The following is a 19,588-nucleotide window of genomic DNA, read 5'->3' on the forward strand; positions in this document are numbered from 1 at the left end:
CCACCTTCCTCTCAGTTGGATGGAAGCTTCAAAACTTTACCCACCGGCAGTTTTTTCAATTCACTGTCTGCAATATTGTTCATTTTCTGGATCTCTTTATATCTGCTTCCGTCTCCCAAAGTTTTTTTGGCAACACTCCAAAGGCTGTCGTCAGATTTCAACGTATAAGATTTAGGAGTATTTTTATCCGATGCCCGTTTCTGAGTAACCGTTTTTTTTGCTTCTGTGCTGGAGGTTGAAATCGAAACCTTACGCGGCTCGTAGAATACATACTCTTTAAGAGAAATTGTATAGTCCACATCTTGAGAACCAGCAGTAATGCTCCAGTCAAAGCTTTCAATACTTGCGGCCATGTTAATGGCAAATGTTCCTGTACCCGTAAGTCCTGAGTTAAGAAGTTCACTTTCCGTATTGTCATCGGCCGCAGCCGTTGTTGAGGTAATCCCCGAAAAAACAAAACGGATGGGGTTCCTGGACTCCATCCATTCCTTAATCATGTTAATATAGTAAAGCGGTTCACGGAGTTCACCAACGACAAAGGGATACCTTTGCGCAGGAAAAAAACTGTTAAAGCTAATCTCACGCAATTTGGTAAACTGAATCGTATTGATTTCCCCAAAGTCCACAATAGAGTAGCTATTGCCGTTTACTCCGGATTTTAAATCCAGTGACTCGGGATTAACCGGCAGACGGATAATCTCGCTCTGATTGTTATAGGTAAGAAAGAAACCATATTCCTCCATTACGTATACACTCCTTCAGCAGTAGACACAAACTCTTCCTGCAGCATAGTACTGATTCCAGTAATAATTGAGTTCAAGTCCGCACCGCTGTTTATATCTCCCGTTGTTACCTGTACAGTTGGTGTAAGGCTTACAAAATTTTGAATAGCATTCATTTCAGCCAGTTCGCGCATCATTTTTAGATCTTCACTTGAAATATCAACCTGGTTCTCCACTTTTCCGACACTCCCCACATGTCCAACGTTAGGAATCATATTCGCTCCCAAAGGGGATGTGGTAGGAAGTTTTGCAGCACTTATTGCTTTCTCGGCTTTGACAGTTTTATCATTCATACCGCTCGTGGAAAAGCCTTTCATATAGCCAAGACCTTTATTAAACCCATTACTAGCAAGATTAAACCCATTCATTCCAGCTTCAGTAGGATTTTGATAACTCATCCGATCAATTCCAATGGTTCCTTTATCACTGGTCGGCTTTTCATAGGAGTTTATTATATCTTGAATTTTGTCACTGACAGCATGAACATTGTTTTCATCGAGTAATTTAATCGAGCCAAAGTTTGTGCCAAAAATTTTGTTAATAGCAGGCAGCACTTTATTGATAGCCTCAATAACAACATTAATGCCCTTATTGACACTAACCATGAATACTCCTAAGAAATCTTCAATTCCTCTGAATACGGTATATATACTGGCTAAGAAATTTTGAACAAAATCATAGAGCAACTTCTTTACCGCATAGATAGGATCGATAAAGAGATTTACCAAAAACTCTGCCAGGCTTGCGAATGTGTTCCAAACATTTGCCGCCAAATTCATGATGGTAGCGCCCAATGCAAAAAAAGCCCCCACGATGACACCGACAATTGTTGCCCCTGATACGCCCAACTTTTGCAAAATCATAATAACGAGTGCAATAGCAGCCACGATTAGTAAAATAGGCCAGTTGGCAGCTAACCAGGCTGCAGCCATTGCGTATAGCTGAATTATAACTGCGACAAGATATACCCCAGCAATGGCAGCCAAAATTGGGGCAACCAAATCCCAGTGCTGCTGAACAAATGAATTCAAATTGAGCAGCCCTGTCACAACCCACCCGATGGCCTCAGCTATAAACAAAAAAGTTCCGCCTAATGCACCGAGCAATGTATCAAATTGCCCTGTATCCAAAGCGGTGATCAGCATGTCCATGACTGGTCTAAGGGACTGCATAGCTCCTTCCCCTGCCTTAGCCAAAGAACTATTGATTTTATTTCCAATGTCTTCCCATTTTTGTTTATCTGCTTCAGTTGCCGCGCCACTAATCATTTTCTCCCCAAGTGACTGAATTTGTGAAAATATCCCTCCAATATCGACACTTTTAAGAGAGTCAACAGCACTAGTTAGAAAACTTTTTTTTGCTTCTGCAGCAGCGCCAGTTTCACTATTTGCCGCTTCAGAAGGCGCACTCTGGGTGTTATTATCTCCCATCATCGTTGTAGCCAATGCACCAAGGCCTATATTAGCGATAGTATTGGGTAAGCCCGGTATAAAATCCTCCATCGAGTCAATAATCCTGGATAATCTTCCGGCTTGTTTGGTCCCCTGATCCATGTTTTCATTTAGCTCTTCTTGAGATTTTGCTGCATCCTGAGTTGCCTGATTCAGTTGCTCTTGCGCCTGTTTGGCGGCTTGTGCAGCCCTTGTTGCTTCAGCATGCCCTTTTATGAAACCATCCATAAACGACACCGTTTTTTGTTGATATAGAAAATCATAGAATCTCTGCATATTCCGGAACAACTTTTCTAATTCCTCATTTGCGGAACTCCACTCTTCCCCACCGGTATAAGGAACTACGAACGTTTCATCCGCCATGCCTCCACCTCCTTCTCACTCATTTTTTTCTCGCTCTCCCCTTGGCTTGCTCACGCTTCTCATTCTCTATCCGGACAGAAATCATGGCATAAATCGCGGCTCGTTCATGCTGAGAGAATGACATCAGATGGTGTGGGAGGATATGAAGCTCATGGAGGGCATAGTAAGCCAAGTTAGCTTCACTATCGCCCTCTTTAATCAGTTTTTTACTTCATCCACCAGCTCATTCATGTCCCGGTTAAACCCGTTAAGTGCCTGAACTCTTTCACCAAGCGCGGCAAATTCACCTGGCAGCAGCATTTTTCGGAGCAGAGAATCCGCTCCGAGAACACCATAGGAACGCTGCAATTCGGCGTCTTTCAGATCCGGATAAACAACACTGGCAACCATCAGCTTGCCCATATATTCATTTGGATCAATCTCTTGGGTATACGTTCCGTTCTTTCCTTTATTTTTACGTGTAGCTGCTTTTCGGCATTCCTGATTTTCTTCTTCAGTCATACTGCGAAGCTTCCAGGCTACCGCACTTCCATTCTCATCTTTAAAACGCTCCGAAACAATGAATTCCTCGACAGTATCTACAGGGACATTTTGTGCGAAAAAGAGACTCAGATTACTCATAATTACCTCCGTGATTTATAATTAATTTGGCCCGTAAGTTAATCTCACGGGCCATTTTTTTATTTTAACGTTCTGACAGCTTAAGCAGGTGCATTAAAGGCATTACCAATTTCAACATCCTCAAATGTGAAGCTTACTTCTTCTTCAAGTGCATCTGATTCGGTGTCAAGAGAAGCCATAATAACACTATCCAGATTGACCCCTTTAAGAGTCACAGTTTGCTTGCCAATAGAAGACGTTGGATCCTCATTAGTAACCTCGATATCAAAATATTGATCGACACCGGTTTTCATATAGTCAAGCATCATTTGCCGAAAGCGTGTAGTCATATAAAAAATCGTCATCGAACCGGAACCAGACCAGCCGGTAGCCTTATGCTGAACCCCCCGGCGCCCAAGCGTCTTTACTTCAGCCTTCTGTTTCTCAACAGTAGCTTCCAACGTTTTCACATAGAACATTTCTTCGACTTGGCCATTAATTGTGGCGTATGCGCGTCCCTCTTGTCCGGAAATCGTATCACTAGCTTTCAAAAATGCCATCTTAAGCCACCTTCACTTTCATGTATACTTTTTCAACAGAATCTACCGGTTGTACGGACAGCTCCACTACGATACTGTCACTTTCAGCACCTGCCAAAACCTTAATATCCGTTTGGGAATTGAAATTTTGTACTGCACCAATATTTTGCAGATCGTTCAGATAAGATACACACTGAGAACGGAACAGGTTTCGGCCGTCATCGTTATTGTTGACTTTACCAATAAAATAAGATTCAAAAATTCGCTTCAGATCGTTCGCAACACTATCCAGGACCCGCACTACACGGTTTTTGGAGAAATGTTTAGCTTTATCTGGCGACAAAGATGTAAATGTATTAATATCCTGTTCCACTACTGCTTTGCCGCTGCTAGCAGTAAATACAAACTGTCCCTGTTTCAGCGCTGCTTCCATTTCAGCATTTGTCAGCTTACCGTTAACATCTGCAGCATCATCATATGCTTGGTAGGTAAGAGACTCATTTACAGCTGCTCCTGCCGTTGCAGCCGCAACCCAAGCTGTTGTATGTTTGGCATACAAAACCGTTCCATCCGTCAGAGTAACCCCGTTTTTAACACTGATAATACCTTCATGGTCAGCCGCAATATAATCAGCCAGCACTGCCTGAATTTTTTTACCTTCTGTTTCACGCAATCTTTTAACATACGCAGCGTAGACAGACTTGAGGGTAGTATCATCAGATACCAATGCGATGGTTTGGAAATCCATAACTTCAAGAGCTTGCAAATAAGAGGTATGGTCCTGATTAGAGACAGTACCATCCGTGCCATCCTTAAGCGGAGCCCCAGCTGTCAATTCAGGCTGACCCTGACCCTGGAACACAACGTATTTATTGTTTTTCAGCTCCTCCAATGATGCGACAGTTTGAACATCTACTCGCTCTCCGGCAAGGAAGGTTTCAACATCAAATTTAGTGTCATCATTAATATTGGGAGCAATAACAATCGAGAGGTCATTACCGCGAACGCCACCGAAAACTGCTGTTGCCTGCAATGTTCCGATCGTCGCAGCGGCTTTAACCCCTTCGTTTAGGCGATACAGCAACAACGTTTTTGCTCTTTTCAGAGCTTCACGAATAATCAGCATTTGAGAAGAGGTGATATCATAGCCAAGTTTATCCTTGAGATCTTCTCCAGCTTGAATAGTAATGATTTTCTTCGGTTCACCCCAAGACAACGGGAGTGCCATACTTACTGTTCCACGTTCACCCAAAGTCCCTAGCGAATTCGCCTCAGAAACAAAATTAATATATACCCCAGGTCGTACCTTGTTTTGTACTGTCCATGTTCCTCCAGCCATTAGAATGCCTCCTTAGTTAGAAACTGGGCAAGCATTTTGTTCGCCTGCTCCAATGTATAAGATTTATCGTCTTGCATAAGTCCTGCCAGAACATCTTTTTCCAGTGCACTGAAGCGGTTTGATGATACAAACTGCCCTTTTGTGTACTGAATTTGGACCTCTCCTTCATAAATGCTGGCATCTGAAGCTTTGACCGCTTTTTTAGTAGCCATTTTATGTTCCTCCAAATCTTTAAGAAAGAAATTTTGTTTACTTGATTCCCAGCGATTTCTGATCCATGCTTTGCATTTTCACCTCAGATTCCCGCTGCCTGATTGACCTAACCATGTAAACTACGGTGGCCTTCGGTGTGGACGTTTGATGTTCCCAAGTTATTTCACTCGCTCTGCATAACAATCCACTCTGATCAAGCGTCTCCAGAGCCTCAATAAGTTTATCTACAAGTTGCTCCTGAGAGCTGTGCCCCGTTGAAGAAACGTATACTTCAAAGCTGTAAAGCCCTACCAGCCTGTCGCTACGCTCCCTCGTTAATGCAATTTTCGACAAATGATAACCCAGATCATTGTCGCTCGATTGCCCGCTGACATAAACGCCAATTTTCAAATTCGGAAAATTGTTTTCCAAATGGATTTTAAAAGTTTGGGTCATAAGTTCAGCATTCATGGAACTCCTCCTTTCACATTTTTAGACCGAGCGTCACCCCCAGTCATTTAAAGAAGCTTAATTTCGGAAAATAAAGTGTTCACCATTTGTGAAGCGGCTTGCATTAAGCAACCTTGGGGAATAAGCTTCCCGAACATTTGGTGTCCCTTGCCTTCATTCCCGATGCTATAATCTTACACCCCCAAAACGTATACGCTGACGCGAAAAAGCACGAATATCGACCGAATTAGAGACAACAATCGGCGGCAAAAAGTAGAACACATGTTCGTTGTTTTGTGATAAAATAAATCTATCCGGTTCAGACGCGAAAAAACCGGACAAGCCTGTACGGCCAATCCGGTTTCGTTTTCTTTCTACATATTATCTTACTGCTGCTTTCTTGCATAAACTGTCGAGCTGCAGCCATCCCTGATCGGCCAGAGCCAGCGCTATTTTATAAAAAGCACGGGCACGGATTTTCATATAAGTATCCTTGCTGACCGGCGGATCGAACACATGGTTATAGATTTTATAGTCGAACACATCGTCCTGCTTCAGGTAGCGTTCCCTGATCAGCAGCTGTTCGCGTTCATTCAGACGGCTTACGATGCTGTCCACCGTGTCGCAATAAGCAGCTCTTGCCGCAGGCGCATCTACATTATACACGGCCGTTCGCGCAGTCGGATCGGAAGTCAGGTTCGTCGGGCCGTGAGGCCTGTCTGTATAGGATGCGGTTACGGACACCTCACGGTCCATAAAGGTGATCGTTTTGTAAATGCGGTATTTTTCAAACACAGCCTCCAGAGCAGTTTGTGTTTTGCGGCGGTCCAACTCAGGTAAAAGAGTATTCATCAGCCAGTCTCCTTTTTCTATGCCTTTTGGCAATGTTTTAAGTGTAACGAAGGACCTCTGCTGTCATTCCATAAAGCCGATTCTTCATGAGGTACATAAGTTAGTTTACAATTTGTTCGTATTTTTGTTCGTATATATCCATAACATACCACTACATAGTGGATGAACCAAACCGTATTTTAGCCCGTTTTTCCCAGAAAAAAACGTCCAAGCTTTCGTTTTCTATGCCTTTTGGCATGATTATTGCCATTTTCCTTTACCTATTGGTATCACGGTTTTATAGTATTCTATAGACTGGCCTGCTTAAAGCTCGCTGGCGCTATGTTTTGGATCCTGCATAAAGGAGTGTCCGTCAACGTGGAAAACCCTTCATTCGGAATATACCTGAAACAGTTAAGAGAGCAAAAAAAGGTAAGCATTAATCAGCTGGCTGAAGCGGCAGGCATCAGCAATTCACAAATATCACGCATTGAGAACGGCTTGCGGGGCATACCGAAGCCGGCCACGATCCGCAAGCTGGCCGATTCGCTCTCGGTGCCCTACGCCGAGATGATGAAGCAGGCAGGGTATTTGGAGCATGACGCGAGCGAGGAAGCTGCAACCAACTCCCCGGCCTGGGCCACCTCAAGGGACCGCCGGGATTTCAAAAAAATGCTGGAGGAAGACGGGGAGCTGATGTTTGACGGCATCCCCCTTGATGAGGAAGACAAGAGGCGGATCAAGGATGTGCTCACAGGCCTGTTCTGGGAAGCCAAGCAAATGAACAAGCGCAAGCCTCCATCCGCCAAGGGGAAATGAGGCCAAACCTCCATTTATCAACCGATAGCAGGTGAATAACTATGCATGAAATCATACAGAAGCTGGTTAAAAAATACCGGACCAACTGTCCGTTTGAAATCGCCCGCTCACTCGGCATACATATCCGCTACTCAGATTTGGGCACAACCACGAAGGGCCTTTACTTCCGCAAGCTCCGGCGCCGCTTCATCGTGCTTCATAACGGCCTGACCCCGGAGTGGGAACGCTTTGTATGCGCCCATGAACTGGGGCATGACCGACTGCACAAAGGGATCAGCCGTTTTTTCCTGGAAGAGCACTCCTATTTTCAGCCGGGAAAATGGGAACGGCAGGCTAACCGGTTTGCCGTTCTGCTGCTGAGCGAGGGCCAGCCACCGCAGCCTGACGAGACGCTGGACGCGTATCTTCCGCGCATCGGCCTGCCCATTGAAGCCTCTATATTCTGGCCGCAGCCTGCGGAGCAGCGGGCCGGCTGCTCCTGGCTCACAGATATAGATTAAAGGAAGCCTGTTCCATTCAATCACTTTCAATAATTTCAGAGAAACCTGGCATTTTGTCAGCTCCATGGCATCTATTTTTACGCAAAACTCAAGATTTATTTACAATTCTCTGATAAAATAGCAGCTGTGAGTGCGAGTTCAAAAAGTCAGGTTTTCAGCACCAAGAAGGTTGAATGAAGCTAGGGACTGAGGAGCGGAGCGTACGTGGGGTACGTGAGCACCGGAAGGCCCGGCTGAATTCAAGATTCGATGTCGAGTCCGCTTCCTGATTTCCTTCGTGATCAAAAGATGACTTTTTGAACTACCTCTATGATAGATTTGCATTTATATGTTGTGGGAGGGTGATGTATTCAATGAATCAAAGGAAAAGATTTACTTCCGTCCTGCTGAGCGCCACCGTACTGTTCGGCAGCTTCGGTGCCGCCGTCTCTGCGGCTCCGGCGACAGATAAGGCCGCTGCCCCTGAAGGCGGCAAACACATCACGATTTTACATACCAATGACGTGCATTCCCATGCCGTCGAGAACAAGGAAGAAATGGGTTACGCCAAGCTGGCTGGTATCATTGACAAGTACCGCAGCGAGAATCCCGACAGCCTGCTGCTTGATGCCGGTGACGCCGTTCATGGCACCACCTTCGCTACGCTGGTCAACGGCGAGAGTGTCGTGAAAGTGATGAACGAGATGGGCTATGATGCCATGGCTCCGGGCAACCATGAATTTAACTACGGCTGGCAACAGCTCGTGAAGCTGGCCGGAGAGATGAAATTCCCGCTGCTCAGCGCCAATGTGAAGCAGGCGGACGGCAACCGCTTGTTAAAGCCTTATATCATTAAAGAAGTAGATGGCGTGAAAATCGGCATTATTGGCCTTACTACACCAGAGACGGCGTACAAAACCAATCCTAAAAATGTGGAAGGCATTGATTTTGCCGACCCTGCCGCAGAAGCAAAGGCCATTGTGAACGAGATCAAGGATCAGGTTGACGTGGTCGTTGCCGTAGGTCATGTTGGGCAGGATAAGTCCAGTGTGGATACCAGCCTGAAAGTGGCCCAGGAAGTGCCGGGCATCGACGTGTTCATCGACGGCCACAGCCATACTGTGCTGCAGGACGGGCTGGTTGGCGGCAACGGCACGCTGATTGCAAGCGCAGGCGAATATTCCAAGTTCCTTGGCGTGGTCGACCTGTATCTTGATGAAAATAACGATGTGGTCAGCAAAAAAGCAACGCTGGTGGACGCCAAGGAAGCTGCGGACATCAAGCCTGACGCTGATGTAGACGCTCTCGTGAAGTCCATCCAGGCAGAGCAAAAGCCGATTTTGGAGGAAAAGGTAGCCAACAGTGCGGTTAACCTGAACGGGGAACGTGAAAACGTGCGTGCTGGTGAAACCAACCTGGGCGACCTGGTTGCCGATGCGATCAAGGATGTCAGCGGCGCTGACGTAGCTTTGACAAATGGCGGCGGTATTCGTACCTCCATTCCTGCCGGTGATGTAACGAAAGGCCAGGTCATCTCCGTGCTTCCTTTTGGAAACCAGGTAGTCACCCTTGAAGTCACCGGTGCGGATATCAAAGCTGCGCTTGAAAACGGTGTAGCTGCCTACCCGGAGCCAAGCGGCGGATTTCCGCAGGTGTCTGGCATGACTTTCAAGATCGATACGTCTGCTGCTGCAGGCAGCCGTGTCACTTCGCTGATGATCGGCGGCAAACCATACGATCCAGCAGCAACATATACACTGGCCACCAATGACTTTACAGCCGTAGGCGGCGACCAATACACCATGTTTACGAAATACCCGCAAGCAGGCATGTTCGGTTCGCTGGATGAGGCGTTGATCAGCCACATGCAGGAGCTTGGCGCTGTCAATGTTCAAGCGGACGGACGCATCACTGAAGCTGCCGGAGGCGGCAATACAGGGACCGAGCCTGCACCGGCTCCTGTTCCGCAACCAACACCAGTACCTGTAACAGAACCAGCTCCTGTACCTGAAGTAGAGGAGCCCGCACCTGCACCTGTTCCTGTTCCTGTTCCCAATTCAAACACACCAAAACCTCAGGATTCGGCAGCCGGCCAGGTCTATGTGGTAAAATCTGGCGATACGCTGTACGCGATTGCCAAGAACTACGGAACAACATGGCAGGAGCTGCAGAAGCTGAATAAAATCAAAAATGCACATTGGATTTATCCGGGGCAAAAAATTAAAATCCCTGCCTGATTTCCAATATTCATTCATGTTTACAAACAACATAAAGAGAGTGGAACACGCCGGGTTACATCGGCTCCACTCTCTTTTTTTGGGTTGGCTTTGTCCGCTTATGCTGACATATGCTTCGTTTACATGTAAGATGGATTAGAATAACATGCAAAAGGAGCCCTTTTTATGGTCTACATCATATACGATCTGGAGTTTACTGTCAGCCGCGATTCCCGTTACTCCTCCGAAATCATAGATATAGGCGCAGTCAAAATAGAGCAGCAGGGGGACGGACTGGAGATCACCGACACCTTTCATACTTTCGTCCGCCCCTCCAACAGACCTGTGCTGTCCGCGGAAACCGTTCGTTTTACCGGTATTACACAAAAGGATATTGATGCCGCTCCCCTGTTCCCTGAAGCGATCAAGCAGTTCACTGAATGGCTCGGGACCGATCATGCCTACAGCTTGTGCGCCTGGGGGCCCGATGACCGGATGAAGCTGGTGTCACACTGCCGTACTCACCATGTTGATCTGTCCTGGATCGTGAATACCAACGATATTCAAAAGCAGATTTCCCGCATTTTGAGCGGGCAAGGCAAATACCGCCAGCTCAGCCTGAGTCAGGTGCTGGAATTGTGCCAGATCGAATTTGACGGCCGCCAGCACAGTGCCATGGATGATGCATTGAACACCGCACAGGTATTCATGCGTTATTGTGACCGGCTTGTCATGGAAACGAACAGCGCCACCGAGAATGAGGGCTCAGGGTCCAAGCTGGTGTACTCCAGCACTGAAGAGGATGACAGTGAACCCTATAATCCGTTTGGCAATCTGGCTGATCTGTTCAAAAAATAAATCATTCCCCTTGCCCTCGGCTCTTATCACCGGGGGTCTTTGCTTGCTGCCACCTCTTCCTCGTGTTCAGGTTTAACATACATCCGGACCCAGGCAGCGAGCATGTCGGCAAATCGCTTGCGCTGGGCGGCAGGGTGAAGTATTTCAGCTCCAGGCCCAAACTTTTTCAGCCAGTTCAGAAATTCATTTTCATTATTTACCACGGCCTCGAAAAGCAGACTGCCATCCGACATTTGCTGTATATCCGGTTTTACAAACAGTTCTTCAGCCCGGACAGCTTCTGCCCATTCCGGAGAAAAGCGGACAACAAACCGGGTGGTGGCGCTGCCTTCTCCCTCCACTCCCCACGTATGCCTGAAAAAGGCCTCTACTTCCGTTTTATCTTTGGAAAAGGTGCGGGGAAGGATACGGACATTCCGGAAGCGGCTGATGCGGAACGTTCGAACGGCTGACCGGTAATGGCAATAGCCAAGCATGTAAAAGCGCCGTTCCTGTGGAATAAGACAATAAGGATCAATACGCAAAGTAGAGATTTCTTCGTCATGCGAGACAGGATGATACTCTACTTCTATCGTTTGCTGAGAAAGGCTGGCCATGATAATGGGCATCAAAAAATATGGCTGCTCTTCCCAGTCTGCCTGTCTCCCGAGCTGGATGATGTTGGATACCTGCTGGGCAATATGAGCCTGCTCGATTTTTTTCTTATGGGTCGAAGCCATGACTTTCTCATACGCCCGTTCAAAAGCCGCAGGAAGCATCGGTTTAATTTTGTCCATAACGCCGGATAGCATGGAAAAGGCCGTAGCCTCCTCATCTGTCCAATTCGGAGGGTACAAGGCAAAATTGCTGATAAAGGTGTAGCCCTTACCATGTCCCAGATTCGTAATCGGAATATGCATCGCGCTCAGCGCCTCCATATCCCGGTAAATGGTCCGTTCGGAAGTCTCACATCGTTCGGCAAGCTCTCTGGCAAGTATCCCCGGATTAGCCTGCACTATAGTGATAATCCGCATGAGTCGAATTAGTCGATCGGTCAATAGAGGCCCTCCTTTCACACACGCTCGTTATGTAGCGAATTAGACCTACACAATTATCCTGAAAGTACAATATAAGTCATAATTCTGCGAAGTTACCGGCATTCCCGTTGCCTTTTTAAATAAATTTTTACATTGAAATTAAGACATTCGGCCTGAATTGATGAATCACATTTGATAAGTGTAATCCCATTGCCGCTGTAAGCCCAAAAACATCTCGGCTTCTTGAAGGTAATCCAGATCGCCGGTTCGGGCCGCCAGCAAAAGCAGCATATCTGCATGGCTGCGCAGTTTCCAGTTTCCTTCATCTCTCTTCCCTTTTTCGTAAGCGCGAAGAGCCTTCTTTAATACAAAGGACGATTCATCCATCTTCATCAATTTCTCTACTCTTGGATCGGCAGGAAGCTGAATCAGCCCCAGATGATAGGTGAATTGAGTATAGATGCGTTCCGTGCGGATCACCGTACGCTTTTCCGCCAGCGGCTTGTACCAGCTCCATTCCATGGTCGCAACAGCCTGCTTCCCGCTGTTATGCTTGTCGAAGGAAAACACAAAAATGGCATGCTTATGCTTGCCGTTAAACATATGACCACAGTGAAGCACCGTTTCTTGCTCATAAGCAACCTGCTTTGGATTGATTTTGGAACCGTTTTTATGTATCACCTTAACCCCGCTCTCCGGTATAATACGCAGCTGCAGATCGAATCCGATCAGCTTTGGCTGGACAGCCGCTTTTCTCTTGGGAACCGCTCCGCAGCCCCATTCTACAAGCAAATGTACCTGATCGGCACCCTTCGCAAAAACTGCTTCTTTGTCCCATAAGTAATTTACGTTGATAGTAGAATTCATTTTCCAAGTCCCTCCAATCTGGTAAATCATCTCTTACGTTATCAGGAGACCTCGACACTATATTGTCAGGGAACATATGTTTCATGATAAAAATACCTTTTTTTGTGTACGAAAAGTAGATAATTATGTAAAATGGTATAACCATTAACGAAAAACACTGCATAAAAACGAAAAAATCAGCCTGCAACAGCAGGCTGATTTTACTATTAAGCCAGAGTCATTTGAGGAAGAAATACAAAGGAATTTCCCTCCCTTGTTAACTACTTTCTTCATATGCCCCATTTAAGGTACACTTAAATCATGAACCGATAAAATAAAAACTTTTTTCGAATCACCCATGCTGGAATGAACGGTTAAGGAGGAGTCTGGATGAAAATCTCCGTCAGGCGCAGGCTGGCGCCATTCGTTCTTGCTGCGTCCCTGCTGGCCGGTGTCCAGCTCACTTTCCCGGACAGCGCGCAGGCGAGCTGGAACGATATTATGGAGGGCTGGGAGCGGTACTCGAATCTGCCCGAAGAGGTCAACCGGCTGCATGAAAGCTACCAGCAGACCCAGGAGCAGCTAAAGCAGGCCCAGGAAAACCTGAAGTCCTACCAGGAACAGAACACACAATTACTGGAACAAAACCGCAAGCTGACCGAAACGGTAACTGAACTGACCCGGCTTCAACAACGGCGGGAAGCGGCCCTGCACCGGAATAAAATCATCTTCTGGACCTCACTTGCCCTGCTGATTGGCTATTTTGTGTTGATCAGGCTGATGAGATATATGATGAAGCGCAAGTCTGACCGGCTATAAGCTGATGAACAGCTGGCAGGAGAAAAACGCAACATGAAAGGATGTGCAGGTCATGAACATAACGGGCGGTGAGCATCAGGACAGCTCCTCAGGCACAGCGGTGACTTTTTCCCTGGAAGACCGGGAGCTCGTTTATGTCCTGCATCCGCAGCAGATTATCGCTTACCGGGGCCCAAGCAGCGGCCGTTCCGACAAGCTGATGAATATCAAAGGAATTTACCGCAAACGGAAGCTGATCCAGGGCGACTTTACAGGACCGTGCCGTTTCACCGCAGCGCTCCCCCCAGGCTTCTCCCTGAAAATGATCACTCTGGAAGACGGAAGCGACTTGCTGTATGATTTCAAGCATCTTTTTTGTTACTCCAGCGGGATATGCATGAAGACCAAGGTGCTGAGCATGAAAAATATGCTGTTCACCCGTGATGCCGTTAAAATCAAATTTGCAGGAAGCGGGCAAATCGGCTTGTTGACCCAGGGGGTGGTCTGCCAGGAGGTTCTGCACCCGACGGAGCCGCTGTATATCGATGCCCGCAGCGTCATCGCCTATCCGGAGAACGCCAGCCTGGAGCTGACCGTCTATGGTAACAATCTGGCCAGTCAGCATATGAACTACCATTTTAAAATGACCGGCAGAGGTACGGTGCTGTTTCAGGCAGGTGAATACAATCGGCGGCTGGCACAGGACCTGGACGACGAGGGCGTGATCAAACGCTTTCTGCGGGAGGCGCTGCCGTTCGGCGGTGTTTTCATTAAATAGAACAAATAGCGCATTCATGTTATAATAGCCCCTGTGCCCTTTAGGACCAGCATCCGAAAGGACCAGAATTGAAGAGAATCCATGCGCCTGCATGGGAGAGGTTCGCGAACTCCCTCTATAAAAAACTAAGCTTGCTTTCCCGGATGGTGCCTCATTTCCGGCAAGGCCTGTTTTTTGTTGGATGTCAGTTCAAGAACTCTCTTTCTTCCCCAAGGCAGAGCCGGTGGCTCTGTACAATTTTAAGAAGATGGAGGGTTTTTTTATGTTTAAAAATGAAAAAGCTGTTGTCGTTTTCAGCGGCGGCCAGGACAGCACGACCTGCCTGTTCTGGGCAAAAGAGCAATTTGCCGAGGTTGAGGCCGTGACGTTTGACTATGGCCAGCGCCACAAGCTGGAAATTGAGGTGGCTGCCGATATAGCCCGCGATTTGGGGGTCCCCCAAACCGTGCTCGACATGAGCCTGCTAAATCAGCTGGCCCCGAATGCCCTTACGCGGAGCGATATCGGGATTACCCAGAATGAGGGAGAGCTGCCAAGCACCTTTGTGGATGGGCGCAACCTGTTATTCCTCAGCTTTGCCGCCATCCTGGCCAAGCAGAAAGGGGCCCGCCACTTGATCACAGGTGTCTGCGAGACCGATTTCAGCGGTTATCCCGACTGCCGGGATGTATTCATCAAATCGCTGAATGTGACGCTGAATTTATCGATGGACTACCAGTTTGTCATTCACACCCCGTTGATGTGGCTGAACAAGGCGGAAACATGGCGAATGGCCGATGAGCTGGGGGCCTTTGATTTTGTCAGATCCCGTACACTCACCTGTTATAACGGAATTCAAGGGGACGGCTGCGGCGAATGCCCGGCCTGCAAGCTGCGCAGAGCCGGTCTGGAGCAGTACCTGGCCGAACGGGACACTACCGGCAAGGGAGGCTCTGCTCATGCGTGAGCCCGGCACCTTCCGCATTGTTGACAAGCTGCAGAAGTTTGGTGAGGATATCCGTCCGGAGCAGCTTCGCTATCATGGCAAACGGGTGATGGTCAGCAAAGAATTCACCTTTGATGCCGCCCACCATTTGCACGGCTATGAAGGCAAATGCAAAAACCTGCACGGACACACCTACAAGGTCGTGTTCGGGGTGAGCGGATATCCCGGCGAGACGGGGCTAGTGCTTGATTTTGCAGACCTTAAAAGCATATGGAAAGAACGGATCGAAATCTATCTTGACCACCAGTATCTGAACGAAACGCTGCCTCCGATGAATACGACGGCGGAAAATATGGTCGTGTGGCTGTTTGAACAGATGGACACCGCTCTGTCTTCTCCCGAATACAGGGAACGCATACGGGGCGGTCGCACTGAATTCGTGCGGCTGTACGAGACGCCGACCAGTTGCGCGGAAGCGAGACGGGAGTGGATGCTGGATGAGTAGCAGTGCGCCAAAAAGTCCCGCAGCCATCCCTGTGCTGGAAATATTCGGCCCTACGGTTCAGGGTGAGGGTATGGTCATCGGTCGTAAAACGATGTTCGTCCGGACCGCCGGCTGCGATTACCGCTGCTCCTGGTGCGATTCCGCCTTCACCTGGGACGGCAGTGCCAAGGACCAGATTCGCCGCCTGGGCGCGGAAGACATCTGGCAGGAGCTGCAAAGCCTTGGCGGCGGCCGTTTCTCGCATGTGACCATTTCCGGCGGCAATCCGGCCCTGCTGCCACAGCTCTCCGCATTGGCGGAGCTGCTGCGCGGCCAGGGCGTGACTACCGCTGTCGAGACGCAGGGCTCACGCTGGCAGGATTGGCTGATGGAGATTGATGAAGTCACCATTTCCCCGAAGCCGCCCAGTTCCGGCATGAACACCAACTGGGATGCGCTGGACGAAATGGTCCGCCGGCTTTCCAGCCGCCCGCATCCGTATGCCGTCAGCCTGAAGGTTGTTATTTTTGACGAAACCGACCTGGAATACGCCCGCTCCGTTCATCAGCGTTACCCGGATCAGGAGCTGTATCTGCAGACAGGCAATCCCGATGTGCATTCCCTCGATACGGAAGGACAGGCGTCCTCGCTGCTGACCCGCTATGAATGGCTGATTAACCGGGTCATGGAGGATGACCGGTTGAATGACGTACGCGTGCTTCCGCAGCTGCACACCTTAGTCTGGGGTAATAAAAGAGGCGTCTAATCATCGTAGAACATTTTATAAAAAGGGAGATAAATCATGGCTGGCAGAGAAACAGAGGAAATGAATGATATTACGCTTCTTGGCAATCAGGGAACCAAATACAAATTCGAATACGATCCGGACATTCTGGAAAGCTTTGATAACAAGCATCCTTACCGCGATTATTTTGTGAAATTCAACTGTCCTGAATTTACAAGCCTGTGCCCGATTACCGGGCAGCCGGATTTTGCGACCATCTATATCAGCTATATTCCGGATATTAAGATGGTGGAAAGCAAATCGTTGAAGCTGTACCTGTTCAGCTTCCGCAATCACGGGGATTTTCACGAGGACTGTGTCAATATCATCATGAACGACCTGATCAAGCTGATGGATCCCCGCTATATTGAGGTATGGGGCAAATTCACGCCACGCGGCGGCATTTCCATCGATCCGTACTGCAATTACGGGCGTCCAGGCACCAAGTACGAGGAAATGGCACAACAGCGGCTGTTCAACCATGATCTATATCCGGAAAAGGTCGATAACCGGTAATCAATGCGGAGGCGGGCATCATCCGCCTCTTTTTTAGTTTTGCGGCATACTAAAAAATGATCACAGCAATTCGTTCAGAAGGGTTGCCAGGATGACATTACTGCACTATCTTTAAAAATATACATATCAGCACTGCTGAAGCTGCTGTTACAACCGGAGGTACTCATGTCAATGAAATCTGCTGTCAAAAGCGCCGGCAGCCCGCTGCCCATTCCCGGCCAGAAACCAAAGGCAACGGTATTCGCCATTTTGCTGGCCATCAGCCTTGTGCATCTGTTCAACGATACTATTCAGTCGGTGATCCCGGCGATTTTCCCGATTTTGATGGATTCGATGAAGCTCACCTACACCCAGCTCGGCTGGATTTCCTTTGCCATTAATTTTACGGCTTCCATCATGCAGCCTGTGGTCGGCTGGTTCTCTGACAAGCGGCCCACCCCTTCCCTGCTGCCCATCGGCATGGGCTTTACCCTGACGGGAATGCTGCTGCTTGCCTTTGCGCAGGATTATGCAGCCGTGCTGCTCGCGGTTGTCTTCGTTGGACTCGGCTCCGCCGCCTTTCACCCGGAGGGCTCGCGCGTCTCCCATATGGCTGCCGGATCGCGCCGGGGACTCGCTCAGTCCATCTTTCAGGTTGGTGGCAATGCCGGCCAGTCGCTTGCCCCGCTGCTGACGAGCCTTGTGTTTGTTCCTTTGGGCCAGTTCGGAGCCATCTGGTTCACCGCAGTTGCCGGTGCAGGCATTCTTGTACAGCTATTCATCGCCCGCTGGTACGGACGGATGCTGCAGACCGATCTGTACCAGCGCAAGCAGAAAGCGCAGGCGCAGAAGCTCAGAGCGGACGTCAAAAACCGCATTCTGTTCGCCATGATCGTTCTTATTGTGATCGTGTTCGTGCGTTCATGGTATAACGCTTCGATCGGCAGCTATTATTCATTTTACCTGATCCAGGTGTTCCATCTGCCGCTGGAAACGGCCATGCTTTACATTTTCCTGTTTCTTGGCGCCGGTGCGCTCGGCACCTTCTTCGGCGGTCCGCTGGCAGACCGCTTCGGCAAGCGCAACATGATCTTCCTGTCGATGGCGCTCGCCGCACCGCTGGCGCTGCTGCTGCCGTATGCCAATCTGTTCTGGACCGGTGTATTGCTCGCACTGATTGGCTTCATTATGCTGTCCAGCTTCTCGGTAACCGTGGTCTATGCCCAGATGCTCGTTCCGGGCAAAATCGGCACCATTTCCGGCCTCATTACAGGGCTCGCCTTCGGCCTTGGCGGTGTCGGCGCGCTCGTGCTCGGGAACTGGATCGACAGGGCGGGCATTGAGAATGTCATGATGCTGTGCGGCTTCCTTCCCCTGCTCGGTGTATTAAGCTTCCTGTTGCCTTCCGACAAGCAGTTGAACCGCTGGGCTGAGGAAAATGGAGCAGAAGTATAAGAGCAGACGCTCCGCTGCTGCGTGCATAACTTCTACGAAAAGAACAAAAAAAAATTGCAGGAAACCTTGCGTTTCCTGCTCCACACAAAAGGCAGAGAACAGGGCAATTTTTTCACTGTTCTTTGCCTTTGTGCTGATCAGGAGTCGGCGGCCTCGGTCTCCTCCTCTGCAAGCCTCTGCAGAATGCGGCGCTTTTTGTACAGCATTTTGCCTGCCTCCGCCACATCGCCGATGGCGCTGCGGTTAATAAGCGAGCCGAACAGCATGCCCGCCACGGGTACGAGCTGAAACAGCTTTTTCCAGCCGAAATTGTCCATATAGCTGGTTACAACCTCACGCCAGCCCTGAATTTGCGCTGCGACCTGATCTTCGCCGTCCCGTGGCTCATCATAGCGGGCCAGCTCCTCCAGCACCGCCTTCTTCCCGACGATATCAGAGGATGCAAACTGGAGACATTTGATGATAAACACACGCTCGCGCTTGTCTTTCGGGTCGAAGCCGTAGCAAATGGCCGTCTCCTGCAGCACCTTCAGCGACAATCCGAGCACAAGCGGAATATCTGCGGCTAATGTAAAAATCCCCCCTATGCCTGTTGTCGCTCCCTGTGCGGTGGCAAAGGTGACCCGCCCGGAGGCCAGATCATCGGCAGTCTGGTCCATAACAGCTATCGGAAGCCTGGCGACCCGCTCCAGCGTCAGCGGCTCTTCCTCCTTGGCGGCCTTCTGCACCCGTTTAAGGACCGCATTCTCGCTGACGAGATACTGGCCGCCAGTCTGCACGAAGCTGCCGAGCTCATTCAAGGCGGCGCCGATTTTGTCCTTGATCGCCTTGGGTGTGATTTTATCCAGCAGCATAAACGGAATACGCCCGATTTTCTCCCAAAAGAACACATCCTTCTGTTCCTTCTCCCACCGCTCTATTTTCCTGATTTCGTCCTGCAGATATTCCCGGCTTTCCGCTTCCCCGGTTGGTTGTTCCATATTCTGATCCCTCTTTCGGAGTAATAATCTATTGTAGTGCGTGTTCAAAAAGTCAGGTTTTCAGCACCGAGAAGGTTGGATGAAGCTAGGGACTGAGGAGCGGAGCGT

The 19,588-nt window shown here is 48.9% G+C and carries 22 protein-coding genes and 1 riboswitch; of the genes, 11 read left to right on the forward strand and 11 right to left on the reverse strand.

What is annotated here, in order from left to right:
* Positions 1-11: 11 nt before the first annotated feature.
* The 8 genes from ACE41H_RS09825 to ACE41H_RS09860 all read right to left on the reverse strand — a co-directional run bounded on the left by ACE41H_RS09825 (position 12) and on the right by ACE41H_RS09860 (position 6,568).
* Positions 12-743: a LysM peptidoglycan-binding domain-containing protein gene (locus ACE41H_RS09825; RefSeq protein WP_375355041.1), complete on the reverse strand. Its 732-nt coding sequence runs from the start codon at positions 741-743 to the stop codon at positions 12-14.
* Positions 743-2,596 carry a phage tail family protein gene (locus ACE41H_RS09830; protein ID WP_375355042.1) on the reverse strand — a complete coding sequence of 618 codons (1,854 nt, stop codon included), beginning with the start codon at positions 2,594-2,596 and terminating at the stop codon, positions 743-745. The genes ACE41H_RS09825 and ACE41H_RS09830 overlap by 1 nt, the downstream gene beginning before the upstream one ends.
* Before the next feature lie 198 nt (positions 2,597-2,794).
* Positions 2,795-3,217 (reverse strand): phage tail assembly chaperone, encoded by a 423-nt coding sequence (locus ACE41H_RS09835; protein ID WP_375355043.1) that lies wholly within the window; start codon positions 3,215-3,217, stop codon positions 2,795-2,797.
* 80 nt (positions 3,218-3,297) lie between these two features.
* Complete coding sequence (locus ACE41H_RS09840; RefSeq protein WP_375355044.1) at positions 3,298-3,756, reverse strand: phage tail tube protein; 459 nt, start codon at positions 3,754-3,756, stop codon at positions 3,298-3,300.
* Between the two features lies 1 nt (position 3,757).
* Positions 3,758-5,074, reverse strand: coding sequence for a phage tail sheath family protein (locus ACE41H_RS09845; RefSeq protein ID WP_375355045.1), 1,317 nt, complete (start codon positions 5,072-5,074; stop codon positions 3,758-3,760).
* Positions 5,074-5,286, reverse strand: a complete 213-nt coding sequence (locus ACE41H_RS09850; protein ID WP_375355046.1) for a hypothetical protein — start codon at positions 5,284-5,286, stop codon at positions 5,074-5,076. Before ACE41H_RS09850 ends, ACE41H_RS09845 begins: the two co-directional genes overlap by 1 nt.
* 37 nt (positions 5,287-5,323) lie before the next feature.
* Positions 5,324-5,737, reverse strand: coding sequence for a hypothetical protein (locus ACE41H_RS09855; protein ID WP_375355047.1), 414 nt, complete (start codon positions 5,735-5,737; stop codon positions 5,324-5,326).
* Between the two features lie 360 nt (positions 5,738-6,097).
* Entirely contained in the window at positions 6,098-6,568 is a 471-nt protein-coding gene (locus ACE41H_RS09860) for an ArpU family phage packaging/lysis transcriptional regulator (RefSeq protein WP_375355048.1), read from the reverse strand.
* A 357-nt stretch (positions 6,569-6,925) separates the two neighbouring features.
* On the opposite strand from ACE41H_RS09860, the gene ACE41H_RS09865 reads away from it, so the two are divergent.
* The 4 genes from ACE41H_RS09865 (at position 6,926) to ACE41H_RS09880 (ending at position 10,919) form a co-directional block, all read left to right on the forward strand.
* Complete coding sequence (locus ACE41H_RS09865; RefSeq protein WP_375355049.1) at positions 6,926-7,366, forward strand: helix-turn-helix domain-containing protein; 441 nt, start codon at positions 6,926-6,928, stop codon at positions 7,364-7,366.
* Positions 7,367-7,407: 41 nt separating this feature from the next.
* Complete coding sequence (locus tag ACE41H_RS09870) at positions 7,408-7,866, forward strand: ImmA/IrrE family metallo-endopeptidase (RefSeq protein ID WP_375355050.1); 459 nt, start codon at positions 7,408-7,410, stop codon at positions 7,864-7,866.
* Between the two features lie 353 nt (positions 7,867-8,219).
* Positions 8,220-10,082 carry a 5'-nucleotidase C-terminal domain-containing protein gene (locus ACE41H_RS09875; RefSeq protein WP_375355051.1) on the forward strand — a complete coding sequence of 621 codons (1,863 nt, stop codon included), beginning with the start codon at positions 8,220-8,222 and terminating at the stop codon, positions 10,080-10,082.
* A gap of 165 nt (positions 10,083-10,247) precedes the next feature.
* Positions 10,248-10,919 carry a 3'-5' exonuclease gene (locus tag ACE41H_RS09880; protein WP_375355052.1) on the forward strand — a complete coding sequence of 224 codons (672 nt, stop codon included), beginning with the start codon at positions 10,248-10,250 and terminating at the stop codon, positions 10,917-10,919.
* A 26-nt stretch (positions 10,920-10,945) separates the two neighbouring features.
* Here the strand turns inward: ACE41H_RS09880 and ACE41H_RS09885 are convergent, their stop codons facing one another.
* Positions 10,946-11,956: a helix-turn-helix transcriptional regulator gene (locus tag ACE41H_RS09885; protein ID WP_375355053.1), complete on the reverse strand. Its 1,011-nt coding sequence runs from the start codon at positions 11,954-11,956 to the stop codon at positions 10,946-10,948.
* A gap of 165 nt (positions 11,957-12,121) precedes the next feature.
* Positions 12,122-12,802 carry a hypothetical protein gene (locus ACE41H_RS09890; protein WP_375355054.1) on the reverse strand — a complete coding sequence of 227 codons (681 nt, stop codon included), beginning with the start codon at positions 12,800-12,802 and terminating at the stop codon, positions 12,122-12,124.
* 369 nt (positions 12,803-13,171) lie between these two features.
* Between ACE41H_RS09890 and ACE41H_RS09895 the strand changes: the two genes are divergently transcribed.
* The 7 genes from ACE41H_RS09895 to ACE41H_RS09925 all read left to right on the forward strand — a co-directional run bounded on the left by ACE41H_RS09895 (position 13,172) and on the right by ACE41H_RS09925 (position 18,500).
* A complete protein-coding gene (locus ACE41H_RS09895; RefSeq protein ID WP_375355055.1) occupies positions 13,172-13,600 on the forward strand; it encodes a hypothetical protein in 429 nt (142 codons plus the stop codon).
* Positions 13,601-13,652: 52 nt separating this feature from the next.
* The gene (locus ACE41H_RS09900; protein WP_375355056.1) at positions 13,653-14,357 is read left to right on the forward strand and encodes an AIM24 family protein; all 705 of its coding nucleotides are present in this window, start codon (positions 13,653-13,655) and stop codon (positions 14,355-14,357) included.
* Between the two features lie 91 nt (positions 14,358-14,448).
* Positions 14,449-14,487, forward strand: a riboswitch (PreQ1 riboswitch).
* 132 nt (positions 14,488-14,619) lie between these two features.
* Complete coding sequence (queC, locus tag ACE41H_RS09905; protein WP_375355057.1) at positions 14,620-15,303, forward strand: 7-cyano-7-deazaguanine synthase QueC; 684 nt, start codon at positions 14,620-14,622, stop codon at positions 15,301-15,303.
* Complete coding sequence (gene queD, locus ACE41H_RS09910; RefSeq protein WP_375355058.1) at positions 15,296-15,787, forward strand: 6-carboxytetrahydropterin synthase QueD; 492 nt, start codon at positions 15,296-15,298, stop codon at positions 15,785-15,787. The genes queC and queD overlap by 8 nt, the downstream gene beginning before the upstream one ends.
* Positions 15,780-16,532: a 7-carboxy-7-deazaguanine synthase QueE gene (queE, locus tag ACE41H_RS09915; protein WP_375355059.1), complete on the forward strand. Its 753-nt coding sequence runs from the start codon at positions 15,780-15,782 to the stop codon at positions 16,530-16,532. Before queD ends, queE begins: the two co-directional genes overlap by 8 nt.
* Positions 16,533-16,568: 36 nt before the next feature.
* Positions 16,569-17,066, forward strand: a complete 498-nt coding sequence (gene queF / locus ACE41H_RS09920; protein ID WP_375355060.1) for a preQ(1) synthase — start codon at positions 16,569-16,571, stop codon at positions 17,064-17,066.
* A 165-nt stretch (positions 17,067-17,231) separates the two neighbouring features.
* Positions 17,232-18,500 carry an MFS transporter gene (locus ACE41H_RS09925; protein WP_375355061.1) on the forward strand — a complete coding sequence of 423 codons (1,269 nt, stop codon included), beginning with the start codon at positions 17,232-17,234 and terminating at the stop codon, positions 18,498-18,500.
* 137 nt (positions 18,501-18,637) lie between these two features.
* Here ACE41H_RS09925 and ACE41H_RS09930 read toward each other — a convergent pair whose 3' ends face one another.
* Entirely contained in the window at positions 18,638-19,480 is an 843-nt protein-coding gene (locus ACE41H_RS09930) for an EcsC family protein (RefSeq protein WP_375355062.1), read from the reverse strand.
* Between the last annotated feature and the right edge of the window lie 108 nt (positions 19,481-19,588).

The organism is Paenibacillus enshidis, from assembly GCF_042136365.1.
Lineage (GTDB): Bacteria > Bacillota > Bacilli > Paenibacillales > Paenibacillaceae > Paenibacillus > Paenibacillus enshidis.